Annotated in this window: 12 protein-coding genes; 10 read left to right on the top strand and 2 right to left on the bottom strand. The window is 43.4% G+C overall.

Going from position 1 to position 20,519, the window contains the following annotated elements; translation table 11 throughout:
• Nucleotides 1–581 precede the first annotated feature (581 nt).
• From G496_RS0114600 to G496_RS20695, 5 genes are all read left to right on the top strand, one after another.
• Nucleotides 582–2,288, top strand: coding sequence for an FAD-dependent oxidoreductase (locus G496_RS0114600; protein WP_027179915.1), 1,707 nt, complete (start codon nt 582–584; stop codon nt 2,286–2,288).
• Nucleotides 2,289–2,614: 326 nt separating this feature from the next.
• Nucleotides 2,615–3,010, top strand: coding sequence for a response regulator (locus G496_RS0114595; RefSeq protein ID WP_027179914.1), 396 nt, complete (start codon nt 2,615–2,617; stop codon nt 3,008–3,010).
• 116 nt (nt 3,011–3,126) lie between these two features.
• Nucleotides 3,127–4,671 carry a sialidase family protein gene (locus tag G496_RS0114590; protein WP_027179913.1) on the top strand — a complete coding sequence of 515 codons (1,545 nt, stop codon included), beginning with the start codon at nt 3,127–3,129 and terminating at the stop codon, nt 4,669–4,671.
• Nucleotides 4,672–4,748: 77 nt separating this feature from the next.
• Complete coding sequence (locus tag G496_RS0114585) at nt 4,749–5,132, top strand: DUF3568 family protein (RefSeq protein ID WP_051295077.1); 384 nt, start codon at nt 4,749–4,751, stop codon at nt 5,130–5,132.
• 176 nt (nt 5,133–5,308) lie between these two features.
• Nucleotides 5,309–7,252, top strand: a complete 1,944-nt coding sequence (locus tag G496_RS20695) for a PAS domain S-box protein (RefSeq protein ID WP_051295076.1) — start codon at nt 5,309–5,311, stop codon at nt 7,250–7,252.
• Between the two features lie 93 nt (nt 7,253–7,345).
• Here G496_RS20695 and G496_RS0114575 read toward each other — a convergent pair whose 3' ends face one another.
• Both G496_RS0114575 and G496_RS19940 read right to left on the bottom strand, forming a co-directional pair.
• Nucleotides 7,346–7,534, bottom strand: a complete 189-nt coding sequence (locus G496_RS0114575; protein ID WP_027179911.1) for a hypothetical protein — start codon at nt 7,532–7,534, stop codon at nt 7,346–7,348.
• Between the two features lie 259 nt (nt 7,535–7,793).
• The gene (locus tag G496_RS19940; RefSeq protein WP_051295075.1) at nt 7,794–8,801 is read right to left on the bottom strand and encodes an esterase-like activity of phytase family protein; all 1,008 of its coding nucleotides are present in this window, start codon (nt 8,799–8,801) and stop codon (nt 7,794–7,796) included.
• 133 nt (nt 8,802–8,934) lie between these two features.
• Here G496_RS19940 and G496_RS0114565 point away from each other — a divergent pair, with 133 nt between their 5' ends.
• From G496_RS0114565 to G496_RS0114545, 5 genes are all read left to right on the top strand, one after another.
• Complete coding sequence (locus G496_RS0114565) at nt 8,935–11,601, top strand: hybrid sensor histidine kinase/response regulator (RefSeq protein ID WP_034633476.1); 2,667 nt, start codon at nt 8,935–8,937, stop codon at nt 11,599–11,601.
• A complete protein-coding gene (locus G496_RS0114560) occupies nt 11,579–13,057 on the top strand; it encodes a sigma-54-dependent transcriptional regulator (RefSeq protein ID WP_027179909.1) in 1,479 nt (492 codons plus the stop codon). The genes G496_RS0114565 and G496_RS0114560 overlap by 23 nt, the downstream gene beginning before the upstream one ends.
• Before the next feature lie 517 nt (nt 13,058–13,574).
• Nucleotides 13,575–17,102: a pyruvate:ferredoxin (flavodoxin) oxidoreductase gene (gene nifJ / locus G496_RS19935; protein ID WP_034633473.1), complete on the top strand. Its 3,528-nt coding sequence runs from the start codon at nt 13,575–13,577 to the stop codon at nt 17,100–17,102.
• Between the two features lie 203 nt (nt 17,103–17,305).
• Complete coding sequence (locus G496_RS0114550; RefSeq protein WP_027179908.1) at nt 17,306–19,018, top strand: L-lactate permease; 1,713 nt, start codon at nt 17,306–17,308, stop codon at nt 19,016–19,018.
• 118 nt (nt 19,019–19,136) lie between these two features.
• Nucleotides 19,137–20,519 carry an FAD-linked oxidase C-terminal domain-containing protein gene (locus G496_RS0114545; RefSeq protein WP_027179907.1) on the top strand — a complete coding sequence of 461 codons (1,383 nt, stop codon included), beginning with the start codon at nt 19,137–19,139 and terminating at the stop codon, nt 20,517–20,519.

The following is a 20,519-nucleotide window of genomic DNA, read 5'->3' as shown; positions in this document are numbered from 1 at the left end:
AAAAATAAAACTTTGTGATAACTTTTTTAAAAACGTATAACTTTTAAGAGCTTAAAATTATAACCATGGTCAGCCTGGGTAATCGTGGGGCAGCTGTAGATATATAGTTATTGTAGCTGATTTAAATGTTGATATATTTAAATATTTATTCTCATTTTGATTGATGTTGAGTTAATAAAACTTGAACATAAAATTATACGCAGCAATTGATCATTTTTAGTAGTATAGTACATTTATAATAAATAACTTTATATTGTCTTTCGCTTACCAGAAATATTGCTTGTTTACAGTTAGTAGCTGAAATTTAATATGCTTTTCGTTTAAATGCTGTTGGGAATAAGTTGATTTGAGTACATTTTAACATTAAATTATTAGTGTAATAATATAATGTGACCCTATTTTGTCCTCTTATTGATAGCCTTAACAGTTTTACCATCCAGTAGTCCTTTGTTTTTCAATACTCCCCTTGCCATTAAAAGATAAAATGATTAATTCCTAAACCAAAGCCAAATACCCCTATTCTTCGTGCGGTTTTTTGCGCGGCGGATTTTTTAGTAAATCTTTAATTCGAGGTAGCATTCATGCCGGAACATGTAGTTGTTATTGGTGCTGTTGCGCTTGGACCAAAGGCGGCTTGCCGATTTAAGCGTTTAAAGCAGGATGCGAAGGTTACCCTCATCGATAAGGATGATATTTTTTCTTATGGTGGTTGCGGTATTCCTTATTACGTATCCGGTGATGTCTCTGAAGCAAATCAGCTCAGAACCACAGCTTTTCATATGGTCAGGGATGAACCATTTTTCCATGATATCAAAGGCGTTGATGTCCTTTCTTTGACTGAAGCCACAAAAATTGATCGTGCGAACAAGAAAGTCTACATCAAAGATTTGAGAACAGGTAAAGAAGATGTTCTGGATTATGACCAGCTGGTCATCGGAACAGGAGCCACACCGCGTAAGCTTAGCCTTCCCGGTGAAGATCTTCCCGGAGTATATTATGTCGGGAACATGCATGATGCTGAAAAGATCAAGGCAAGTATAACCAAGGGAGAAATTGGCAAAGCCGTGGTTGTCGGGGCCGGTTTCATCGGTCTTGAAATGGCCGAGGCCTTTGCAGACATGTGGGGCATTGACACCACTGTTGTTGAAATTGCTCCCCAGATTCTCCCCCGTATGGTCAGCCCGGTACTGGCTCGCATAGCTCAGAATCATATGGAAGAGCAGGGAGTTACTTTCCATCTCGGACAGACCGTCACCAAAATTGAAGGTGAAGGTAAAGTTCAGAAGGTTGTAACTCCAGAGCAGACAATTGAAGCTGATATCGTAATTATCTCGGCCGGTGTTATTCCAAATGACAAACTGGCCAGAGATTGTGGTCTTGATTGTAGTGAACGCGGCGGAATTCTTGTTGATGAAAGCATGCGTACATCAGACCCGTTAATCTTTTCAGGTGGTGATTGTGCTATCATCAAAAATCTTGTTGATGATTCGCCTTTCTTCCTGCCTATGGGCTCAATGGCAAACCGTCAGGGCCGTGTAATCGGCAGCAATCTTGCCGGAGCTTCTGAAACATTCCCCGGAGCTGCCGGATCGTTTTGTGTAAAGCTTTTTGAGAAAGCCGCTGCCGGTGTTGGTATGAGTCTGGCCGGAGCCAAGCAGGCCGGATTCGATGCCATCAGCGTTATGCTTATCATGGCTGACCGTGCTCATTTTTATCCTACCAAGGATATGATGACCCTTGAAATGGTTGTGGACCGCAAAACACGCAGAGTCCTCGGTATGCAGGGTGTTTCCGCTAATGGTGATGCTCTGGTTGGCAGGGTTGATTCCGTAGCAGCTATCATGAAGTATAAACCCACTGTGGCAGATGTAAGTAACCTTGAGGTAGCTTACTCACCGCCGTATGCAGCTGCAATGGACGTACTTAATGCTATGGCCAACATGGCGGACAATGCTCTTAATGGTCTTAATCATGGTCATGGACCGGATACTTTTGAAGAATACTGGAAGGAAAGGGAAAGTGGAAAATACTATTTCCTTGATGTCCGTGAACATGCTGATGCCGAACCATTCCTGAATAAATATCCGGAGTATTGGCATAACATTCCTCAGGGTGAAATTCCTAAAAGGTTTAAAGAGCTTCCTACTGACAAACCTCTGGTACTTATCTGCAATACCGGTGGCCGTTCATTTGAAGCCCAGATTATGCTGGACGGATTAGGTTTCAAGGATGTCCGCAATACTCAGGGCGGCATGGCCGTTCTCAAAGCTTATGGCTGTGATATCTAGGCATATTAGCTGTCTAAAAGATTATAGTCGCCAATAAAAATACGGGTTGGATCAGCTTAGTCTGGTCCAACCCGTTTTGGTTATATAAACCAATATATTATCTATATTTATATGAAATAATAATTAAACTAAAGACTGAATCGTTTTGAAGTTTATTGTTTTATATAAAGTTCTCGCTTATATTTTTTGTAATATCTGTCGTATTTTAAGCTGTTGAGCATTGATCTAAAATTGACATAGTGATAGTTCTTATTCAATTGTTATAGTCTTTAATTTCAAGGTGGCACACAATATACGGTGATCATTTATACGTTGAGGGGGGTAGTATGAGATTTTTATTTGTTGATGACGATGAAACGGTTCACATGTACCTCGGTAAGCTGCTTGAGTCTTATGCTAAATGTGATAGTGCTTTGAGTGGTGGCGAAGCCGTTGATATGTATAAAAAAGCCTATGAAGCCGGAGACCCGTACAACGCTGTTTTCATGGATATCATGATGCCGGAAATGGATGGACATGCGGTGGTAAAAAGACTTCGTGATCTTGAAAATGAGTTGCAGGTTCCCGGACCACAGGAATTTAAACTGGTGATGATAACTTCACTTAAGGATACAAAAAATGTGAGCAAGGCCTTTTTTAAGGGACTTGCAACATGTTATATTGTAAAGCCTTTTAACAAGGTTCATGTCCTCCATGAATTGCGCGAAAATGGAATTATCTGACCTTTACCCCGTAGGTTATTCGAGAAGCCTTTTAAAACCGGTTGTTAACCCACCTTATTAACGGAAAAATTTCAGAAAATATAATTCTGGAAAATTTTTTTCTGATTGGATTATTCATGCCTGAGCTTTCTGAAGACCGCCTACAGGTCATAGACCATCGTCCCGGACATTATTTATGTTTCCCTGATGTAATAAAGACTGCTGATAACCAGCTTATGGTTGTGTATAGCGAATTTGACCGCCATGCCGGAACAAGGCGCAAGCTGCTGCTTAAAACCAGTTCCAACTATGGAGAATCATGGAGACTGCCTAGAGTCTTGAGAAGCGCAAAAGCTCATTGCCCACGCCTTAATCTCCTTTCAGACGGCCATATAATGTGTGTTGATGATGACTGTTTCAGCGTTTTGTGGAGCCTTGATAATGGCTTGAATTTTTCTGAAAATGCCTGCTCAAGCTTTAGCCAGCACATGATCCCGAGTCATGTTGTTGAGCTGGATACCGATACATTTCTTATGACCGGGCATACCCACCGTGGAAGCCAGCCTTTAAGCCTGCTGCGGCAGCCTCCGTCCGAACAGATGGTTTATATTTCACATAACCGTGGTAACGACTGGCAGCAGTATTCAATAATGGCCTATGAAAAGGACCTTGTTCTTTGCGAAGCTGATATGGTCAGGCTGCCTGATGGTGATATTTTAGCCGTGCTGCGTGAAAACAGTTTTGTTTACGAACCGATGTATGCGGTAATCAGCCGTGATGACGGGAAAAGCTGGTCTGATCCTGTGCCGACCTGCCTTATCGGACACCGGCCCAGTATAGGTCTGACTTCAGATGGTGATCTGCTTTTAACGTATCGCAATTGCGGGCCTGATGGCGGAACATGTGCGTGGAAAGGTTCTCTCAAAGAATTATTATCCGGTTTTAAGGTTCATGGACGCAGCCCGGCAGAGGATAATCCTGTTTTTACCGCTGAAGGTATGCGTATCATAACAACAAGTCCTGAAAATGCTGTTCGCTATGCTTTGCGTCCCATGACTAATCCGGCCAGAGCCACAGCCTCACTTGAAATTGAAGTCCGGGTTGATCGTTCAGATATTGACGGAAGTGCTGTTCATTTTGGAGGCTGGTGGAAAATTTTGTCTGATAAAGTTATTCCTGCTGCCGAGGAAGGCTCTGAAGCTGCTCCAATTTATCTGGAAGCCGATAAGTTTCACTCTTTTAAGTTTTTATGGAATAAAGGTGAATGCCAGCTTTTAGTGGATGGTAATCCTGTTTATCAATATGAGTTTGATCCCTTTTCAGCTTCCAGTCGTCCGATTTTATTTGGATGTGCCTCTGTTGATGGAGAAAACAGGTGCGACACTATCTGGAAGAGTGTAAGGCTTGAAATCAGGGAACCGGATCGGGATCGTAATTTTGAATGGGCATGGAAATTTTCAGATGGCCGACCGGATAACTGGTTGAGGCACAATGTGCTGGAACTTGCCAATGACAGAAATGCCGCATTTGGTGATTATGGATATTCCGGCTGGACGGAAACAGCTCCGGGTGAATTTTATGCTGTCTGGCATCATGGCGGCAGTGTGGATGCTTCATATATAAAAGGCCGGTCTTCAAGAATTTTAGGCACGACAATGTATAATGAAGATTTTAAAAAATAGAAATTTTGTAGTTTATATCGTAAGGCTTTTTTGAGTAAAATTAACAAATAAAAAAAGGTAGTCAGGAGATACTGGTAATGATGAAAAGATTAGGAATTTTGGTAGTTGCGCTTATGCTTTGTTTTTCAATGTCTGGATGTGCAGCTGTTGTTCTTGGAGGTGCGGCCGCCGGAGGAACATATGTTTATGTAGCAGGGCAGGCTAAACAACAGTTTAATGCCAGCCTCGACAGAACATATCAAGCTGCTATAGCTGCCTGTGGTAAATTGAATCTTCGTATTGAGAAAAAAGAAAAGAAACTTAGTGATGCGTCCATTACTGCGAAAGATTCGGATACAACTGTTATGATAGATATAGAAAGAAAAAGTTCCAATATTTCTGAAGTCAGTGTTCGCTACGGAATTCTTGGAGATGAACAATCTTCTTCACAAATTTTGTCAGCGATTAAAAATTCATTGTAAAATCATAATATTGGCATCTTTATATTTAAAGCTTCAATGGAGTTTCAGTCTCTGTTGAAGCTTTTTTTATATTTTAATAACAATCTTGAATTATCTTAAATTAATCTTTAAGGAGAAAATGAGAATTCATTGGGGCGGGCAGAAATACAAATCTTATATTATAAAAGAAGTTAAGTATGACTGAGAAAGGTGGCAACATCAAAAGTTCAGAAAGTAAAATTAATACTAAAAAAAATAAATGTTTAAGTGATAATAAATGTGATTGCATAAATTCTGTGGTGCTTTCGGAACTGCTAGATTCTGTAAGCGAAGGAGTGGTTATCGTAAGTCCTGACGGTAGAATCTCTTTTGCTAATATCAGTTTCTGCCGTTTTACCGGTATAGCCATAAACAGAGTTGTCGGTGTTGATTTTATAGATTTGTTCCGGGCAGTCTTTGGCGGGGAGTCCTCGCGGTCATTGTCTGACAGTCTTAATATCTGCCGTAATAAAGTAGTTGAGTGTCATGCTCTAAACTGCAGAAAAGGACACCAGACCTTTAAAGTTAAAATGTCTCCTCTGGCCAGCGCTTCTGCTCAGGGAGTGGTGGAGGTTGTTTTTACTGATATATCTGCCCAGCGCAGAACTCAGGAAAAGCTTAGCGAATCGCGCACACTGTATCAGGCCGTTTTTGACGGTGCTGGTGATGCCGTATTTGTTTCCAATTCTTCAGGACGTTTTATTGAGGTCAACCGTGCTGCATGCTCCAATCTTGGGTATAGCCGGGATGAACTGCTCGGACTGACCGCATCTGATATTTTTTCACATAAATACTGCCGCAGGATTCCTGACCAGATATCCACAATTGAACGTGACGGGCAGTCTTTTTTTGAAGTTGAATATGTAAGAAAAGATGGAACTATTTTCCCAGCTGAACTTAGTTCCAGAGCCATAGATTTTGGTGGTAAAAAAGCGTTTCTGACAATTTCGAGAGATATATCGGAAAGAAAAAAATCTGAAAGAAACGCGACCATGAGCCGGATGCGTTTCAAGGCTCTTTATGAATTATCTCACATGTCAGATGGTTCACAGGAAGTTCTCTGGGAATTCACGGTTAATAAAAGTATTGAGATTTCTTCCAGCAGGTCAGGATTCATCTGCCGTGTGGATGGAGCAGGGCAGGATATCAGGATTGCCCGGCTCTATACCTGTGACGGGGGGCAAGTGGTTCCGGTTGAAGCCTCGGAAATTGAGGCCGATGGTATTCTGCTGAAATGCATAAGGACCAGAAAACCTGTCATAATGAATAATATTATCAGAAAAAAAGCTCTGGGAATGCTCCCGGGGAGTGAATATCTCCCAAGCAGAGGACTTGCCCTGCCAATCCTTGATTCAGGGAAAGTCGTAGCGGTCCTTAGTGTTTTCGATAAAGAAAAAACATACTCCAGACGAGATATTTATAACCTGAATCTGCTGATAGAAGGCATGTGGCAGATTGTCTGCAAAAAAGAATCTGAATTGAAAGTCAGGGCATCGCTCAGGGAAAAGGAAACCCTTTTGCGTGAAGTTCATCACAGGGTTAAAAATAATATGCAGGTAATTTCAAGCCTCTTGAATTTACAGACTGAATATATCCGTGACCCTGAGGATTTAAAGCTGATTCGGCACAGCATAGAAAGAGTTCGCTCCATGGCTTATGTGCATGAGCATCTTTACAGATCAGATGATTTAAGCAGAATTAATTTTGCAAGCTACATTGAATATTTAGGAGATAGGCTATTTAAGGCTTATGGATGCGGTAGTAAAATAAGATTCGTCAATTCATTGGATATAGTACGTCTTTCCATTGATCAGGCTCTTCCCTGCGGACTTATTGTTAATGAGTTGATAACGAACGCCATTAATCATGCTTTTCCTGATGACTTTAAAGATGATCAGCGTTTTGTGAAGGTTATCCTGCGTTGCTATGAAGACACCGTTGAATTGGATGTTCAGGATAACGGAGTTGGATGCAGCTCTGAAGAGGGTAGAGGAACACTTGGTCTGACTCTTGTTGAGACTCTGGTCAGCCAGCTTGGAGGAAATCTCTCCAAGGATTGCATGCACGGCACAAGATATCAGCTGACTTTCCCTATAAAATAATTTGTCCCCTTTCAGATATTCAATCTGAAAGGGGACTCGTTTTAAAAGTTTCTGAGATTTTTTTTAATTTAAATATCAGAATGTTAAAAGGCTTCATTTATTATGTTGACTCCTTGCAGATGTCACCTGCCTGAAATCCGCACTCATTATTCTTGCTTTTTCGTCTCCGCAGTCCCAGAGCCATTCAGCTTCTTCACTGAAAAGGAATGCTTTTCTTTTCAGTTTAGTTTTTCCTTTACTTTTAATTTTTTTGAATGTTTTTTCAGCCGTTGTTTTTTTCATTTAAAAAACCTCCATGCCTGTAAAACATTTATACAGAGAACTTTTAAAACCGTTAATTGGATTGATTTATAATTTTCTTATATTGATTTTATACACTGGCGTATGCCTAAAAACAAATTAAATTGTTGTTTTTATAACCTTACATTGCAGCAACTTGCATGCTGCTTACGTTAAAATAATTTTTATGCTTATATTTATGGATGTTATGACAGTATAGTATGTGTTGTGCGTCTTTTTGCGTTGTAATTACTATAAGATATTAGCCTTTTCTGAGTTTAAACATCATCAGTATTGTGTGCTCGAATGGAGAAAAATTGTCATCGGAAATAATATAAATGATTGTTTCTCCCGCGGATGTGGTGCGGGTATCAAGTCCCTCATAGTTGTCAATCGGCAGAGTATTCGGGATATTGGCCATCAATTTTGACTCAAGCACTTTGTTTTTTGCAATATCATTCATATTCAGTGTTGCCAGTCTAACTTTCAATGATCCCGGACCTGTATAGCTTCTTTCAAGGAGCAGCAGCCTTTTGCCGGGAAGTTGGGCAACCGATGTCGGCCGGTATGTTTTGAACCGTTTATATCTGAAAGGAACCCAGTTTCCGGCTTTGCCGACAGCACAAGGGGAAAAGCCATTATCTTCTTTTCCTCCTTCAGTAAGCATAAGTATGCGCCCGTCATCCAGTTTCATCATGGATTCAATTCCGCCATTCTCAGGCAGATGCTTGAAGTTTGGAGGAAAATCGTATCTTGATGGAACGCTGGAAAGGTCGTACCCGTTTCCGGGGTAAAGGTTAATGCGGTGCTTGCGTTCAAAGGCAACAAGAAATCCTGAATCCGGTGCCCGACAGAAAGCTTCTGAATCTGCCCGGTATTTTATTTCAAAAGGCTGGCCTGATATATTGAGCAGCCTTCCAAGTTTTGCTTTGGGGGCTGTCCCGGAAAGTCTTTGCTGTGCATTATAGATAAGGTTTCCGGTAATCCAGAATCCCATGTCTGAAAGTGCAAGAAATTTTTCTCCGTCAGGAGATACCATTAGTTCTGAAAATCCTCCGAAAGCCGGATGTTTGCAGGCTAAGAGAATAGCTCCCATAAATTTCAATTCAGGAATATTTAAATTTTTAATTTCCTGTTCCGTAGGATTAATTTCACTGCTTGAAATTATAACTTCTATTGGATTTTTTTCTTTAACTGCTGCCGGAGATGTTTCTGCAAGACAGAGACAAAGCAGCAGAGGTATGCTAAAAAAAGTTAATTTTTTGATCATGTTGTATTCTCCGTTAATTTCGAAACTGTTTAGCATCAAAACTGCTCGAATGTATACAAGCGGTACGTTTCTTGTATGTAGAAACAGTTAAATTTCGGAAATCAAAATTATTTGCATATACTGAAGGTTTTCAATGAAAATTAAATATTTATCTATATTAACAGTTTTTATTATATTATTTTTTCTTTCCAGCCCGGCGCTGGCGGAAAAGGAAAAAAAGAATGTTCTCTTTTTAAACTCTTATCAGAATGGTTATGCATGGTCTGACGGCATTCTCGATGGAGTTAGAAGTGTGCTTGGTGACAGCGGAATCCCAATTGATCTGCACATTGAATACATGGATACCAAGCGTTTTTTCGGGGACCGCTATCTCCAGCTGCTTCACGAATATTATTCATATAAATATAAAGATTATAAATTTTCGGCGATCATTGTCTCGGATAATAATGCGCTGAATTTTATGCTTAAATATCATGATGATTTGTTCAGAACCGTTCCGGTCTTTTTTTGCGGTATCAACGATTATCATCCTTCAATGATTAAGGATGCGTCTAAGTATGCAGGTATTTTAGAAAATCCTGATGTTGTTTCCAATTTAAATCTGGCCAGAAAATTTAATCCTGATCTCAAGAAAGTAATCGTTATCAGTGATAAATCAGTAACTTCCAGGGCCATACGGCAGCAGATTGTAGATGCCCAGCCCGCTTTTAATGGTGAGCTTGATTTTATTTACTGGGATGACATGCCCCTGTCTCAGATTCTTTCAAGGGCCAGAGTTGCGAGCAGGGACACTGTTTTTCTGTTTACTCCTTTCTATAAGGGAGCCCACGGTGAATTATTCAGTGCTCAGGAAGTTCTTGAAATTCTGCATGAAAATACACCCTGTATGATTTTCAGTGTCTGGAAATTCCTTTTAGGGCATGGAATTGTCGGCGGAAAACTGCTTTCAGGAAATGTGCAGGGCAGAATGGCCGCAAAAATGGCTGTGGATTATCTGAAATCCGGTGAGTTTCCCGCAGGCAAGGTTCAGGACGTTGTTGAGCATAAATATATGTTTGATTATAACGTACTTAAAAAATTCAATATCTCTGATTCAAGAGTTCCTGCTGGCAGCCAGATTATTAATGAACCGGATTATTTTTATAAGCTTGACCGTCAGGTCTTCTGGATTATCATTATCTCCATTGTTGCTTTGAGCATAATTCTGATCCTGCTGCTTATTTCAATAATGCAGAGGCGCAGTGTTGAAACGCGTATCAAATCACAGCTGACTTTCCAGGAAATTCTGATGGATACCATTCCTCTGCTGATCTGCTGGAAAGATTGCAACCAGAGATACCTGGGAGCAAACAGATATTTTACCGATTTTTTTGAGCTGGGAACTCCGGCGGAAATAATCGGCAGGGAAGATAAGTCTCTGATGCCGGAGGAAGAATTCGCCAAACAGGCTGCCGTCTGGGATAAAGAGGTTATCAGCAGTGCAAAACCTCTGCTTCGCATGAGCTGGTCTTTTACCAAAGGAACGGATACTGTCTGGCTGGAAGTTAACAAAGTTCCGGTATACAATGAAAAGGGAAAAGTCGTTGGTACACTTTCAACTTCTCAGGATGTAACCCGCAGGGTTAACCTTGAAAAGCAGCTGCTTCAATCTCAAAAAATGGAAGCAATCGGCACACTTGCCGGGGGCATAGCCCATGACTTTAACAATATCCTGACCTCTATAATAAATTCCATCGAACTTGCGATGGGTGATGTTGATAAAGATACCCTTACATGGAAAGATCTGGCCCGCGCTATCAAAGCTGCAAGAAGAGGCAGCAGGGTCGTCAAGCAGATACTTACATTCAGCCGACCTTCTCAGGAAGGTTTCAGGCCTACTGATTTACGCGAAGTTGTAAGGGAAGCTATTGATTTTATTAAAGCCTCCTTGCCCAGAACAATTCAAGTCTATGTTACCATGCCTGAAGAAATCCCTCTGGTAATGGCCGATCCTACACAGATTCATCAGGTTATAATGAACCTGTGCACCAATTCTTTTCAGGCTATAAGAGAGAACGGCGGTATCATTAATATAGATCTCGTGCTTGTTAATGTTGAGGATGAGCGGGCAAGGTTTATGAGCGTTACTCCGGGAACTTATCTGCGTCTTAGTATTTCAGACGATGGTCCCGGAATTTCGCAGGATATAATGGATAAAATTTTTGATCCTTTCTTTACGACAAAAGGTAAAACAGAAGGAACGGGGCTCGGGCTTGCAGTTGTTCACGGACTCATAAAAGGTCATGGCGGCGGAGTAACTGTTTCCAGCACCCCATTTGTTAAAACTGAATTTGATCTTTATCTTCCTGCACACGGACAACTTAAAGAGATCGGTAAAAGTTTTTCCGGTCCGCTCCCATTGGGTAGAGAGCATATTTTATTTGTTGAAGATGATATCGATCAGCTTGAAACAACACCCAGACTTCTGGAGAGTCTTGGCTATACAGTCACCGCTGTAGGTAGCCCTTTTGAAGCTTTGGACCTTGTCAGGAATGGAGCAGGAAGATATGAGCTGGTCATAACAGATTACGACATGCCTGAAAGTAACGGAATTGAGCTTGCCGGAGAAATCAGCAAGATTGCTCCGGATCTTCCGGTTATGCTTGTTTCAGGCCGTACAGAAGCATGGAAGATGTCATCTTCGGTACAGAATATTCGCAAGATTTTAAGTAAGCCATATAATAAAACCATAATAGCGGACGCCATTAGAATGGTTTTGGGACAAACGGAGATTTCCAGTGGGAAACATACTCATCATTGATGACGATGTGCAGGTCTGCGAGACTATGCAAAGTCTTATTTCCAGAACAGACCATGAAAGCGACAGTGCATTTAATATATCTCAGGCCATGGATAGGCTGGCTCTGAAAAGTTATGATCTTGTTTTTCTGGATATTTCCCTGCCTGACGGCAACGGCCTTGACTCTCTCTCACGCATAAAAGAGTCCAACGGGCATCCTGAGGTAATTATTCTTACCGGAAAGGGCGATCCTGATGGTGCGGAACTGGCTATTCAGGGTGGGGCATGGGATTTTCTGGTTAAGCCTTCCTCAATTAAACAGCTTACTCTTTCGATCAACAGGGCCATGGAGTTTCGCCGTGAAAAACAGGCAAAAGGTGAATGCGTTGTCCTTAACCTCAAAGATGTTGTCGGAAGCAGTGAAGAAATAAAAAAGTGTTACCATCAACTCTCTAATGCCGCCGGATCAGAAGCTAATACGCTGATAACCGGTGAAACAGGAACAGGTAAGGAGCTTTTTGCCAGAACAATTCACGACAACAGCAGCCGCTCTGTTAATAATTTTGTAATCGTTGACTGCGCTTCTCTTACGGATACTTTGGTGGAGAGCACTCTTTTCGGCCATAAAAAGGGTTCTTTCACCGGTGCTCAGTCGGACCGAAAGGGGCTTGTACCTCTGGCTGACAAGGGTACACTGTTTCTTGATGAAGTAGGTGAAATGCCTTTGTCTGTTCAGAAGTCTTTTTTGAGAGTTCTTCAGGAAAGAACGTACCGTCCTGTCGGTGATAACAAAGAATACAACAGTGACTTCAGATTGATTTCAGCAACAAACCGCGATCTGGATGCAATGGTGGAGCGGGGCGAATTCAGACAGGATCTTCTCTACAGGATTAAAACAATCCATATCTTTTTACCGGCTCTTAAGGAACGTGTGAGCGATATCAAGGAGCTGGCTCTTTTCCATCTGGAAAGGCTGACCCGCAGGTATGGTGTTCCTGAAAAAGAGATTGATCCTGAATATTTTGAAATGCTTTACAGCTACGACTGGCCCGGAAATGTGCGTGAACTCTTTAACGCCATCGAACAGTCTTTTGTAGCCACGGGATCTGGTAATACTATTTATCCAATGCATCTCCCATATGAAATACGAATTGAAGCAGTTAAGACGGATATTGAGAAAAGAAACGCAATTAGTGCTACGAATAGTATAAATAATTTAAAAGATAACACGGTTAAGAATATAGGCAACAATTCTGCTGTCAGCGGCTCTGGCGGCCTAAGTTCATCAGACCCCATTTCTGAAGTCCTTTCAGGAACATTACCGTCCCTCAAAAAATTTAAGGGAATTGCTGAGAAAAGATATCTCATGGAATTGCAGAAGAGGTATGACGGGGATGTTGCTTCGATCCTTGAAACCTCTGGACTTTCAAGGTCCCATTTTTATGCATTGTTAAAAAAACATGGCATAAGTCAGTAGTTTTAAAGTCTGAAAAAAAAGCTGTCTGTTTTTTCAGACATTGCTTGGTCTGAAAACTCGGACATTTTTTTGTATCTATTATAATGCCTCCTAATCACTTTTTTTGAGGGAGGCATTATTTTTTTTACCTCTCTGGAAATTCCCGTTTATCAAGGCTGAACGATTCTTTTCAATCAGTATAAGCTAATTCTTTATAACGCAGCTTTCTCAAATTTAATATCAGTTTTATCTATAAATGTTATAGAATACATTAATGTTGATTGTTACACTGAGAAAATACGAAATGAGTATTCAGTATTATTTGTCCGATTTTTCAGACATAAATATATGCGATGAATCCAAAATAAAATAACTATCTGCATTAAGTGTTTAAAATAGCTGCTTAAAACTTGATGTTGCAGAATTGGCACATAATTTGATTAAGGAGGGACGACCATTCAGCCACTTATCTGCCGGGGATTGATTGCTCAGTCAATTTTAACTCTCCGGCTTTATAAAATCCTCAAGGAGCGAATTAATGGCTAAAAACATGAAAACGATGGATGGTAACACCGCTACCGCCCATATTGCTTACGCAATGAGCGATACTGCTGCTATCTATCCTATCACTCCTTCATCCACCATGGGTGAAGTAGCCGAAGAGTGGGCCGCACAGGGCCGTAAAAACATCTTCGGACAGGTTCTTAATGTAAAACAGCTTCAGTCCGAAGCAGGTGCAGCAGGCGCTGTACACGGTTCTCTTGCTGGTGGAGCTCTTACTTCCACTTTCACAGCATCTCAGGGACTTCTTCTGATGATCCCTAACATGTACAAGATCTCCGGTGAACTCCTTCCCGGTGTCTTCCATGTTTCAGCCCGTGCTCTTGCAGCTCAGGCTCTTTCCATTTTCGGTGACCACCAGGACGTAATGGCATGCCGTCAGACCGGTTTTGCTATGCTCGCATCCAGCTCCGTACAGGAAGCTATGGATATGGCTCTGGTTTCTCACCTCGCTGCTATCGAATCCAGCGTTCCTTTCATGCACTTCTTCGACGGATTCCGTACTTCTCACGAAATTCAGAAGATTGAAGTTATTGATTACGAAGATATCAAGCCTCTCGTTGACTGGGAAGCTATTGAAAACTTCCGTTCCAGAGCAATGAATCCTGAACATCCTCATGTTCGCGGTACTGCTCAGAACCCCGATATTTACTATCAGGCTCGTGAAGCTGCCAACCCTTACTACGAACAGGTTCCTTCCATCGTAGTAAGCTGCATGAAGAAAGTAGCAAGCATCACCGGTCGTGAATACAAACCTTTCGACTATGTAGGTGATCCTGCAGCAGAAAGAGTTATTGTTTCCATGGGTTCATCCTGTGAAGCAATTGAAGAAGTTGTTAACAAACTCGTTGCTGAAGGCGAAAAAGTCGGTCTGGTAAAAGTCCGCATGTTCCGTCCTTTCGTACCCGAATACTTCCTCAATATTCTTCCTGCTTCTGCTAAGAACATCACTATCCTTGATCGTACCAAAGAACCCGGTTCTCTTGGCGATCCTCTGTACGAAGATATCTGTACTGCATACGCAGGCAAAGCAAACGCTCCTGTTATCACTGCCGGCCGTTACGGACTGGGTTCCAAGGAATTCCTCCCCAGCATGGCTAAAGCAGTTTTCGACAACATGCTCGTTGCTGCACCTAAAGACCACTTCAATGTTGGTATCGAAGATGATGTAACTGAAACTTCCCTCGAAGTTGAAGGCACTCTCGACACAACTCCTGCTGGCACTGTTCAGTGTAAGTTCTGGGGTCTTGGTTCTGACGGTACTGTCGGTGCTAACAAACAGGCTATTAAAATTATTGGTGACAACACCGATATGTTCGCACAGGGTTACTTCGCTTACGACTCCAAAAAGTCCGGCGGTATCACTGTTTCCCATCTGCGTTTCGGTGCTGAGCCCATCCAGTCTACCTACCTGGTAACTATGGCTGACTTCATCGCATGCCACAACCCGGCATACGTACATCTTTATGATGTTCTTGAAGGCATCAGAGACAACGGTACTTTCCTGCTTAACAGCCACTGGACTCTGGAAGATATGGATAAAGAACTTCCTGCTTCCATGCGTCGCACAATTGCAGAAAAGAATCTCAAGTTCTACACCATCGATGCTGTTAAGATCGCTGCCAATGTCGGCCTCGGCGGACGCATCAACATGGTTATGCAGACTGCTTTCTTCAAGCTTGCCAACGTAATTCCTTTCGAACAGGCAACTGAGCTTCTTAAAGCATCCATCAAGAAAGCATACGGCAAGAAGGGCGACAAGATCGTCAACATGAACAACGCCGCTGTTGACCAGGCTGTAGAAAATCTCGTTGAGATCAAATACCCCGAATCCTGGAAGGATCTTAAAGACGATGCAGCTTGTGATTGTGATGAACCAGCATACATCAGTGATGTTGTTCGTCCTATCCTTGCTCAGAAAGGTGACGATCTGCCTGTTTCCACTTTCGAAGCAGACGGTGTTGTTCCCCTCGGAACTTCCAAGTTCGAAAAACGCGGCGTAGCCATCAATGTTCCTGAATGGCTCCCTGAAAACTGCATTCAGTGTAACCAGTGCTCATTTGTCTGCCCCCACGCAGCAATCCGTCCTGTTCTGGCTGCTGATGAAGAACTTGAAAACGCTCCTGAAACATTCGTTACCGTTGATGCCAAGGGTAAAGAACTCAAGGGCCTCAAGTACCGCATGCAGGTTTATTCTCAGGACTGCCTCGGTTGCGGTAACTGCGCAGATATCTGCCCCGCCAAGGAAAAGGCTCTCGTTATGAAGCCTATCGATACTCAGCTTGACACTCAGGTACCTAACCTTGAGTTTGCTGAAACAATTCCTGAAAAAGACTCCCTGATGAACCGTTCTTCCGTAAAGGGAAGCCAGTTCCAGCGTCCTCTTCTTGAGTTCTCCGGCGCTTGCGCAGGTTGTGGTGAAACTCCTTATGTTAAAGTTATGACCCAGCTTTTCGGTGAACGCATGCTCATCGCAAACGCAACCGGTTGTTCCTCTATCTGGGGTGCATCTGCTCCTACCGTTCCTTACTGCACCAACAAAGACGGTTTCGGTCCTGCATGGGGCAACTCCCTCTTCGAAGATGCTGCTGAGTTCGGTTACGGAATCGATATGGCTGTTTCTCACCGCCGCAATAAACTTGTCGACCTCGTTAATGAAGCTCTTGAAGCCGGCGTTCCTGCCGACCTTGAAGAAGCTATGAAGGGTTGGCTTGAAAATAAAGATAATGCTGAGCTTTCTGCAGAATACGGCAACAAAGTCTGCCAGCTTCTTATGACTGCTCCTCACAGCGAAGTTCTTCATGAAATCGCTGATATGGAAGACCTGTTCACCAAGAAATCCGTATGGATCTTCGGTGGTGACGGTTGGGGATATGATATCGGATTCGGTGGTGTAGACCATGTTCTCGCTTCCGGTGAAGACATCAACATCCTGATCCTTGACACCGAAGTTTACTCAAACACCGGTGGTCAGTCTTCCAAAGCAACACCTCTTGGCTCTATCGCCAAGTTTGCTGCTGCCGGTAAGAAAACCGGTAAAAAAGACCTTGGCCGCATGATGATGACCTACGGCTACGTTTACGTTGCTTCTGTCTCCATGGGCGCCAACAAGAACCAGTTCGTCAAGGCTCTTCAGGAAGCTGAAGCTTACCCCGGACCGTCTCTGGTTATCGCATACGCTCCTTGTATCAACCAGGGTATCAGAAAGGGTATGGGTAAAACCCAGCTCGAAGGCAAGCTTGCTGTTGAATCAGGCTACTGGCCTCTTTACCGCTACAATCCTCTTCTTGCTGAGGATGGTAAGAACCCGCTCACCATTGATTCCAAGGATCCTGATGGAACCATTCAGGAATTCATGGGCGGTGAAAACCGCTTCGGTCTTCTCGAAAGAACCAAGCCGGAAGTATCCAAGAAGTATCGTTCACAGATCGAGAAAGATTACATCGATCGTTACAAGATGCTTAAATACCTTGCTGCTGCCGACTTCAGCGAAGACGAAGAATAACCACTCCATTCCCAGATCGGGCCTATGCCACAGGCCCGATCAGGGAACTTCCTTTTCCGGACCGCTTTTGAAGGTGTGCGGTCCGGTGCTGAAGGGGAGAGTGAGTCACCAGCCGCAGGTGTAAAAACGGACTGTCTAGGGTGGTAAGATGGCGGATGTCTTATCTGCCTCTACTTGTGTTTTTTGTTCTTTAAGGAGGAAACATGTCAATCGGTGTACTGGCCCTCGTGGCCCTCGTTCCAATTGTTCTGGCTCTTATTCTCATGGTTGGTCTGCGCTGGCCTGCAACCAAGGCAATGCCTATTTCATGGCTTTCATGCGCAGTAGCCGCAGTAGCTGTATGGAAACTGCCTGTAGCTTATGTCGCAGCACTCAGTCTTCAGGGTGTAGTAACTGCAATTGGTATTCTTATTATTGTTTTCGGTGCTCTCTTGATTCTTTATACTCTGCAGAACAGTGGTGGTATGGAAACCATTCAATACGGATTTCAGGACATATCCCGTGACCGCCGCATCCAGGTGCTGATCATCGGTTACATGTTCGCCGCATTTATTGAAGGTGCCGCCGGTTTCGGTACCCCTGCAGCTCTGGCAGCTCCGCTGCTCTTAAGCCTCGGATTCCCCCCGCTTTGTGCAGCTGTTATGTGTCTGGTATTCAACTCCTTCCCGGTAACCTTCGGTGCTGTAGGTACTCCGGTTGTTCTCGGACTTAAATACCTGACCGGTCTTGTTAACAACGCTGTTGCTTCAGCTATTCCCGGCCTTAACTTCCATTCCATGGAATCTTTTAACATGACTGTAGGTAAATGGGCATCTCTGATGCATGTTCCCATGATCTTTATCCTGCCTATCTTCATGCTTGGCTTCATGACCAGATTCTTTGGTGAAAACAAAAAATGGAGTGAAGGTTTTGCAGCATGGAAATTCTGTATTTTCTCTGCTGTTGCTTTTACTGTTCCTTATCTCATTACCGCTTTTCTCGTTGGTCCTGAGTTCCCTTCACTTATCGGTGGTCTTGTGGGTCTCGGTATCACCATCTACGGTGCTAAAAAAGGCTTCTGCGTTCCTAAAGAAACTTGGAACTTCGGTCCCCGTTCCAGCTGGGATGATGACTGGGTAGGTTCTGTATGCGCTGATGAAGACTGCGTATTCAAAGCTCACATGAGCCAGTTCCGTGCATGGATTCCTTATGTTCTTATCGGTGCTATCCTCGTTGTTACCCGTATCCCCAGCCTCGGCCTCAAGGGACTGCTGGTAGCTCCTTCAATCGATTTCAAAGGCATTCTCGGATTTGAAACCGTTAATGCTTCAATCAAGTACCTTTACCTCCCGGGAACAATTCCTTTTATCCTCGTTGCAATCCTGACTATCGGCATCCACAAAATGTCCGGTGAAAGAGTTTCTGCAGCATGGAAGGAAGCTATCGGTAAAATGAAGAATCCTGCTATTGCACTGTTCTTCTCCGTTGCTATTGTTTCTATCTTCCGTGGTTCCGGTATATCCGACGCAGCTCTCAACCCTAATGGATACCTTTCCATGCCTCTGGCTCTTGCTGATGCTGTTTCCAAGCTTGCAGGTCAGACCTGGCCTATGTTTGCTTCATTTGTCGGTGGTCTCGGTTCCTACATCACCGGTTCAAATACTGTTTCCGACCTTCTGTTTGCGGAATTCCAGTGGGGCGTTGCTTCCTCCCTGTCACTTCCTCATCAGATTATCGTTGCTGCCCAGTCTGTTGGTGGTGCTATGGGTAACATGGTCTGCATCCATAACATCGTTGCTGCCTGTGCGGTTGTTGGCCTTTCCGGTATGGAAGGTGCAATTCTCAGACGTACAATCTGGCCCTTCCTTCTCTACGGCGCATGCGTAGGTATCGTTGCAACACTGTTCTCATTCGTGTTCTTCCCGGGCCTGTTCTAATATAAAAATGTTAACCAAAGCGGACCGGCTTCCGACCGGTCCGCTTTTTAATAATAAAACGGCGGTTACAGCCCGCTGTAAACAGCAAAATACCTGAATCAGAAAAGAGGAGTTCCAAATGTCCAACGACAAACTGATGAAAGAGTTTGAAGCGATTGTAGGAGCGGAAGGAGTTATGAACTCCGAATCCGATCTTCATTCGTATTCATACGACTCCGCTGTGCTTGATCCAAGAGTACCTGCTTTTGTTATCAAGCCTTCAAACACCGATCAGCTTGGCCCTGTTGTCAAGCTCTGTAACGACAATGGTCTTCCTATCACCGTTCGCGGCGCAGGAACCAATCTTTCCGGAGGAACCATTCCTCATCCCGGTGGAGTCGTTTTACTGACAAACGGTCTTAACAAGATTCTTGAAATCAACGAACAGGATCTCTACGCAGTAGTAGAACCCGGTGTTGTAACTGCTCAGTTTGCAGCAGAAGTAGCAAGCCGCGGTCTTTTCTATCCCCCCGATCCGGGCAGTCAGGCTGTTTCCACCATTGGTGGTAACGTTGCCGAAAACGCCGGCGGTCTTCGTGGTCTGAAATACGGTGTTACCAAAGATTATGTAATGGGCATCGATTTCTGGGATGTTAACGGAGATCTTATCAAATCCGGTTCACGCACAGTTAAATGTGTTACCGGTTACAACCTCGGTGGTCTGATGGTTGCTTCTGAAGGCACTCTCGGTGTTTTCAACAACATCATTTTGAAACTCGTTCCACCGCCGAAGGCACAGAAAGCTATGATGGCTGTTTTTGACAACATTGATAAGGCTTCAGAATCAGTTGCCGCCATCATTGCTAATAAAATTGTTCCCTGTACTCTTGAGTTCCTCGATAATGCTTCTCTGCGTTATGTTGAAGCATTTACAAAAGCCGGACTCCCTGTTGACGCTGACGCTGTTCTGCTGATCGAAGTTGACGGTCACCCTGCAGAAGTTGCTGAAGATGCTGAAAAAGTTGTCGATCTTTGTAAGAAAATCGGTGCAACTTCCGTGCATCTTGCTGAAACAGCTGAAGAACGCGACAAACTCTGGTTTGCACGTCGTAACGCTCTGCCTGCTCTTGCAAGGGCGAAACCGACAACCGTTCTCGAGGATGCAACTGTACCCCGCAGCCAGATTCCTGCTATGGTTCGTTCCGTTAATGAAATTGGTAAAAAATACAATGTTGAGATCGGAACTTTCGGTCATGCAGGTGACGGTAACCTTCATCCTACTATTCTTTGCGATCGCAGAAACGAAGAAGAGTTCAAACGTGTTGAAGCTGCTGTTGACGAGATTTTTGATGTGGCTCTCTCCCTTAAGGGAACCCTTTCCGGCGAACACGGAATCGGAATGGCCAAATCAAAATGGATGGAAAAAGAGACATCCAAGGCAACTCTTGAATACTCATTGAAGATGAAAAGGGCCATTGACCCCAACAACATCCTTAACCCCGGTAAGATCATAGGAGGTTAA

Origin of the sequence: Maridesulfovibrio bastinii DSM 16055 (assembly GCF_000429985.1) — a bacterium.
GTDB classification, from domain to species: Bacteria; Desulfobacterota; Desulfovibrionia; order Desulfovibrionales; family Desulfovibrionaceae; genus Maridesulfovibrio; species Maridesulfovibrio bastinii.
The sequence above is the reverse complement of the archived record's forward strand: the minus strand, read 5'-3'. Positions and strand labels throughout refer to the sequence as shown.

What these genes read in the sequence shown, in the direction of transcription:
- G496_RS0114575 (WP_027179911.1), bottom strand. Translation starts at nt 7,534, where the DNA reads ATGAAAAAAACAACGGCTGAAAAAACATTCAAAAAAATTAAAAGTAAA.
- G496_RS0114600 (WP_027179915.1), top strand. Translation starts at nt 582, where the DNA reads ATGCCGGAACATGTAGTTGTTATTGGTGCTGTTGCGCTTGGACCAAAG.
- nifJ (WP_034633473.1), top strand. Translation starts at nt 13,575, where the DNA reads ATGGCTAAAAACATGAAAACGATGGATGGTAACACCGCTACCGCCCAT.
- G496_RS0114595 (WP_027179914.1), top strand. Translation starts at nt 2,615, where the DNA reads ATGAGATTTTTATTTGTTGATGACGATGAAACGGTTCACATGTACCTC.
- G496_RS0114545 (WP_027179907.1), top strand. Translation starts at nt 19,137, where the DNA reads ATGTCCAACGACAAACTGATGAAAGAGTTTGAAGCGATTGTAGGAGCG.
- G496_RS0114585 (WP_051295077.1), top strand. Translation starts at nt 4,749, where the DNA reads ATGATGAAAAGATTAGGAATTTTGGTAGTTGCGCTTATGCTTTGTTTT.
- G496_RS0114550 (WP_027179908.1), top strand. Translation starts at nt 17,306, where the DNA reads ATGTCAATCGGTGTACTGGCCCTCGTGGCCCTCGTTCCAATTGTTCTG.
- G496_RS20695 (WP_051295076.1), top strand. Translation starts at nt 5,309, where the DNA reads ATGACTGAGAAAGGTGGCAACATCAAAAGTTCAGAAAGTAAAATTAAT.
- G496_RS19940 (WP_051295075.1), bottom strand. Translation starts at nt 8,801, where the DNA reads ATGATCAAAAAATTAACTTTTTTTAGCATACCTCTGCTGCTTTGTCTC.
- G496_RS0114590 (WP_027179913.1), top strand. Translation starts at nt 3,127, where the DNA reads ATGCCTGAGCTTTCTGAAGACCGCCTACAGGTCATAGACCATCGTCCC.
- G496_RS0114565 (WP_034633476.1), top strand. Translation starts at nt 8,935, where the DNA reads ATGAAAATTAAATATTTATCTATATTAACAGTTTTTATTATATTATTT.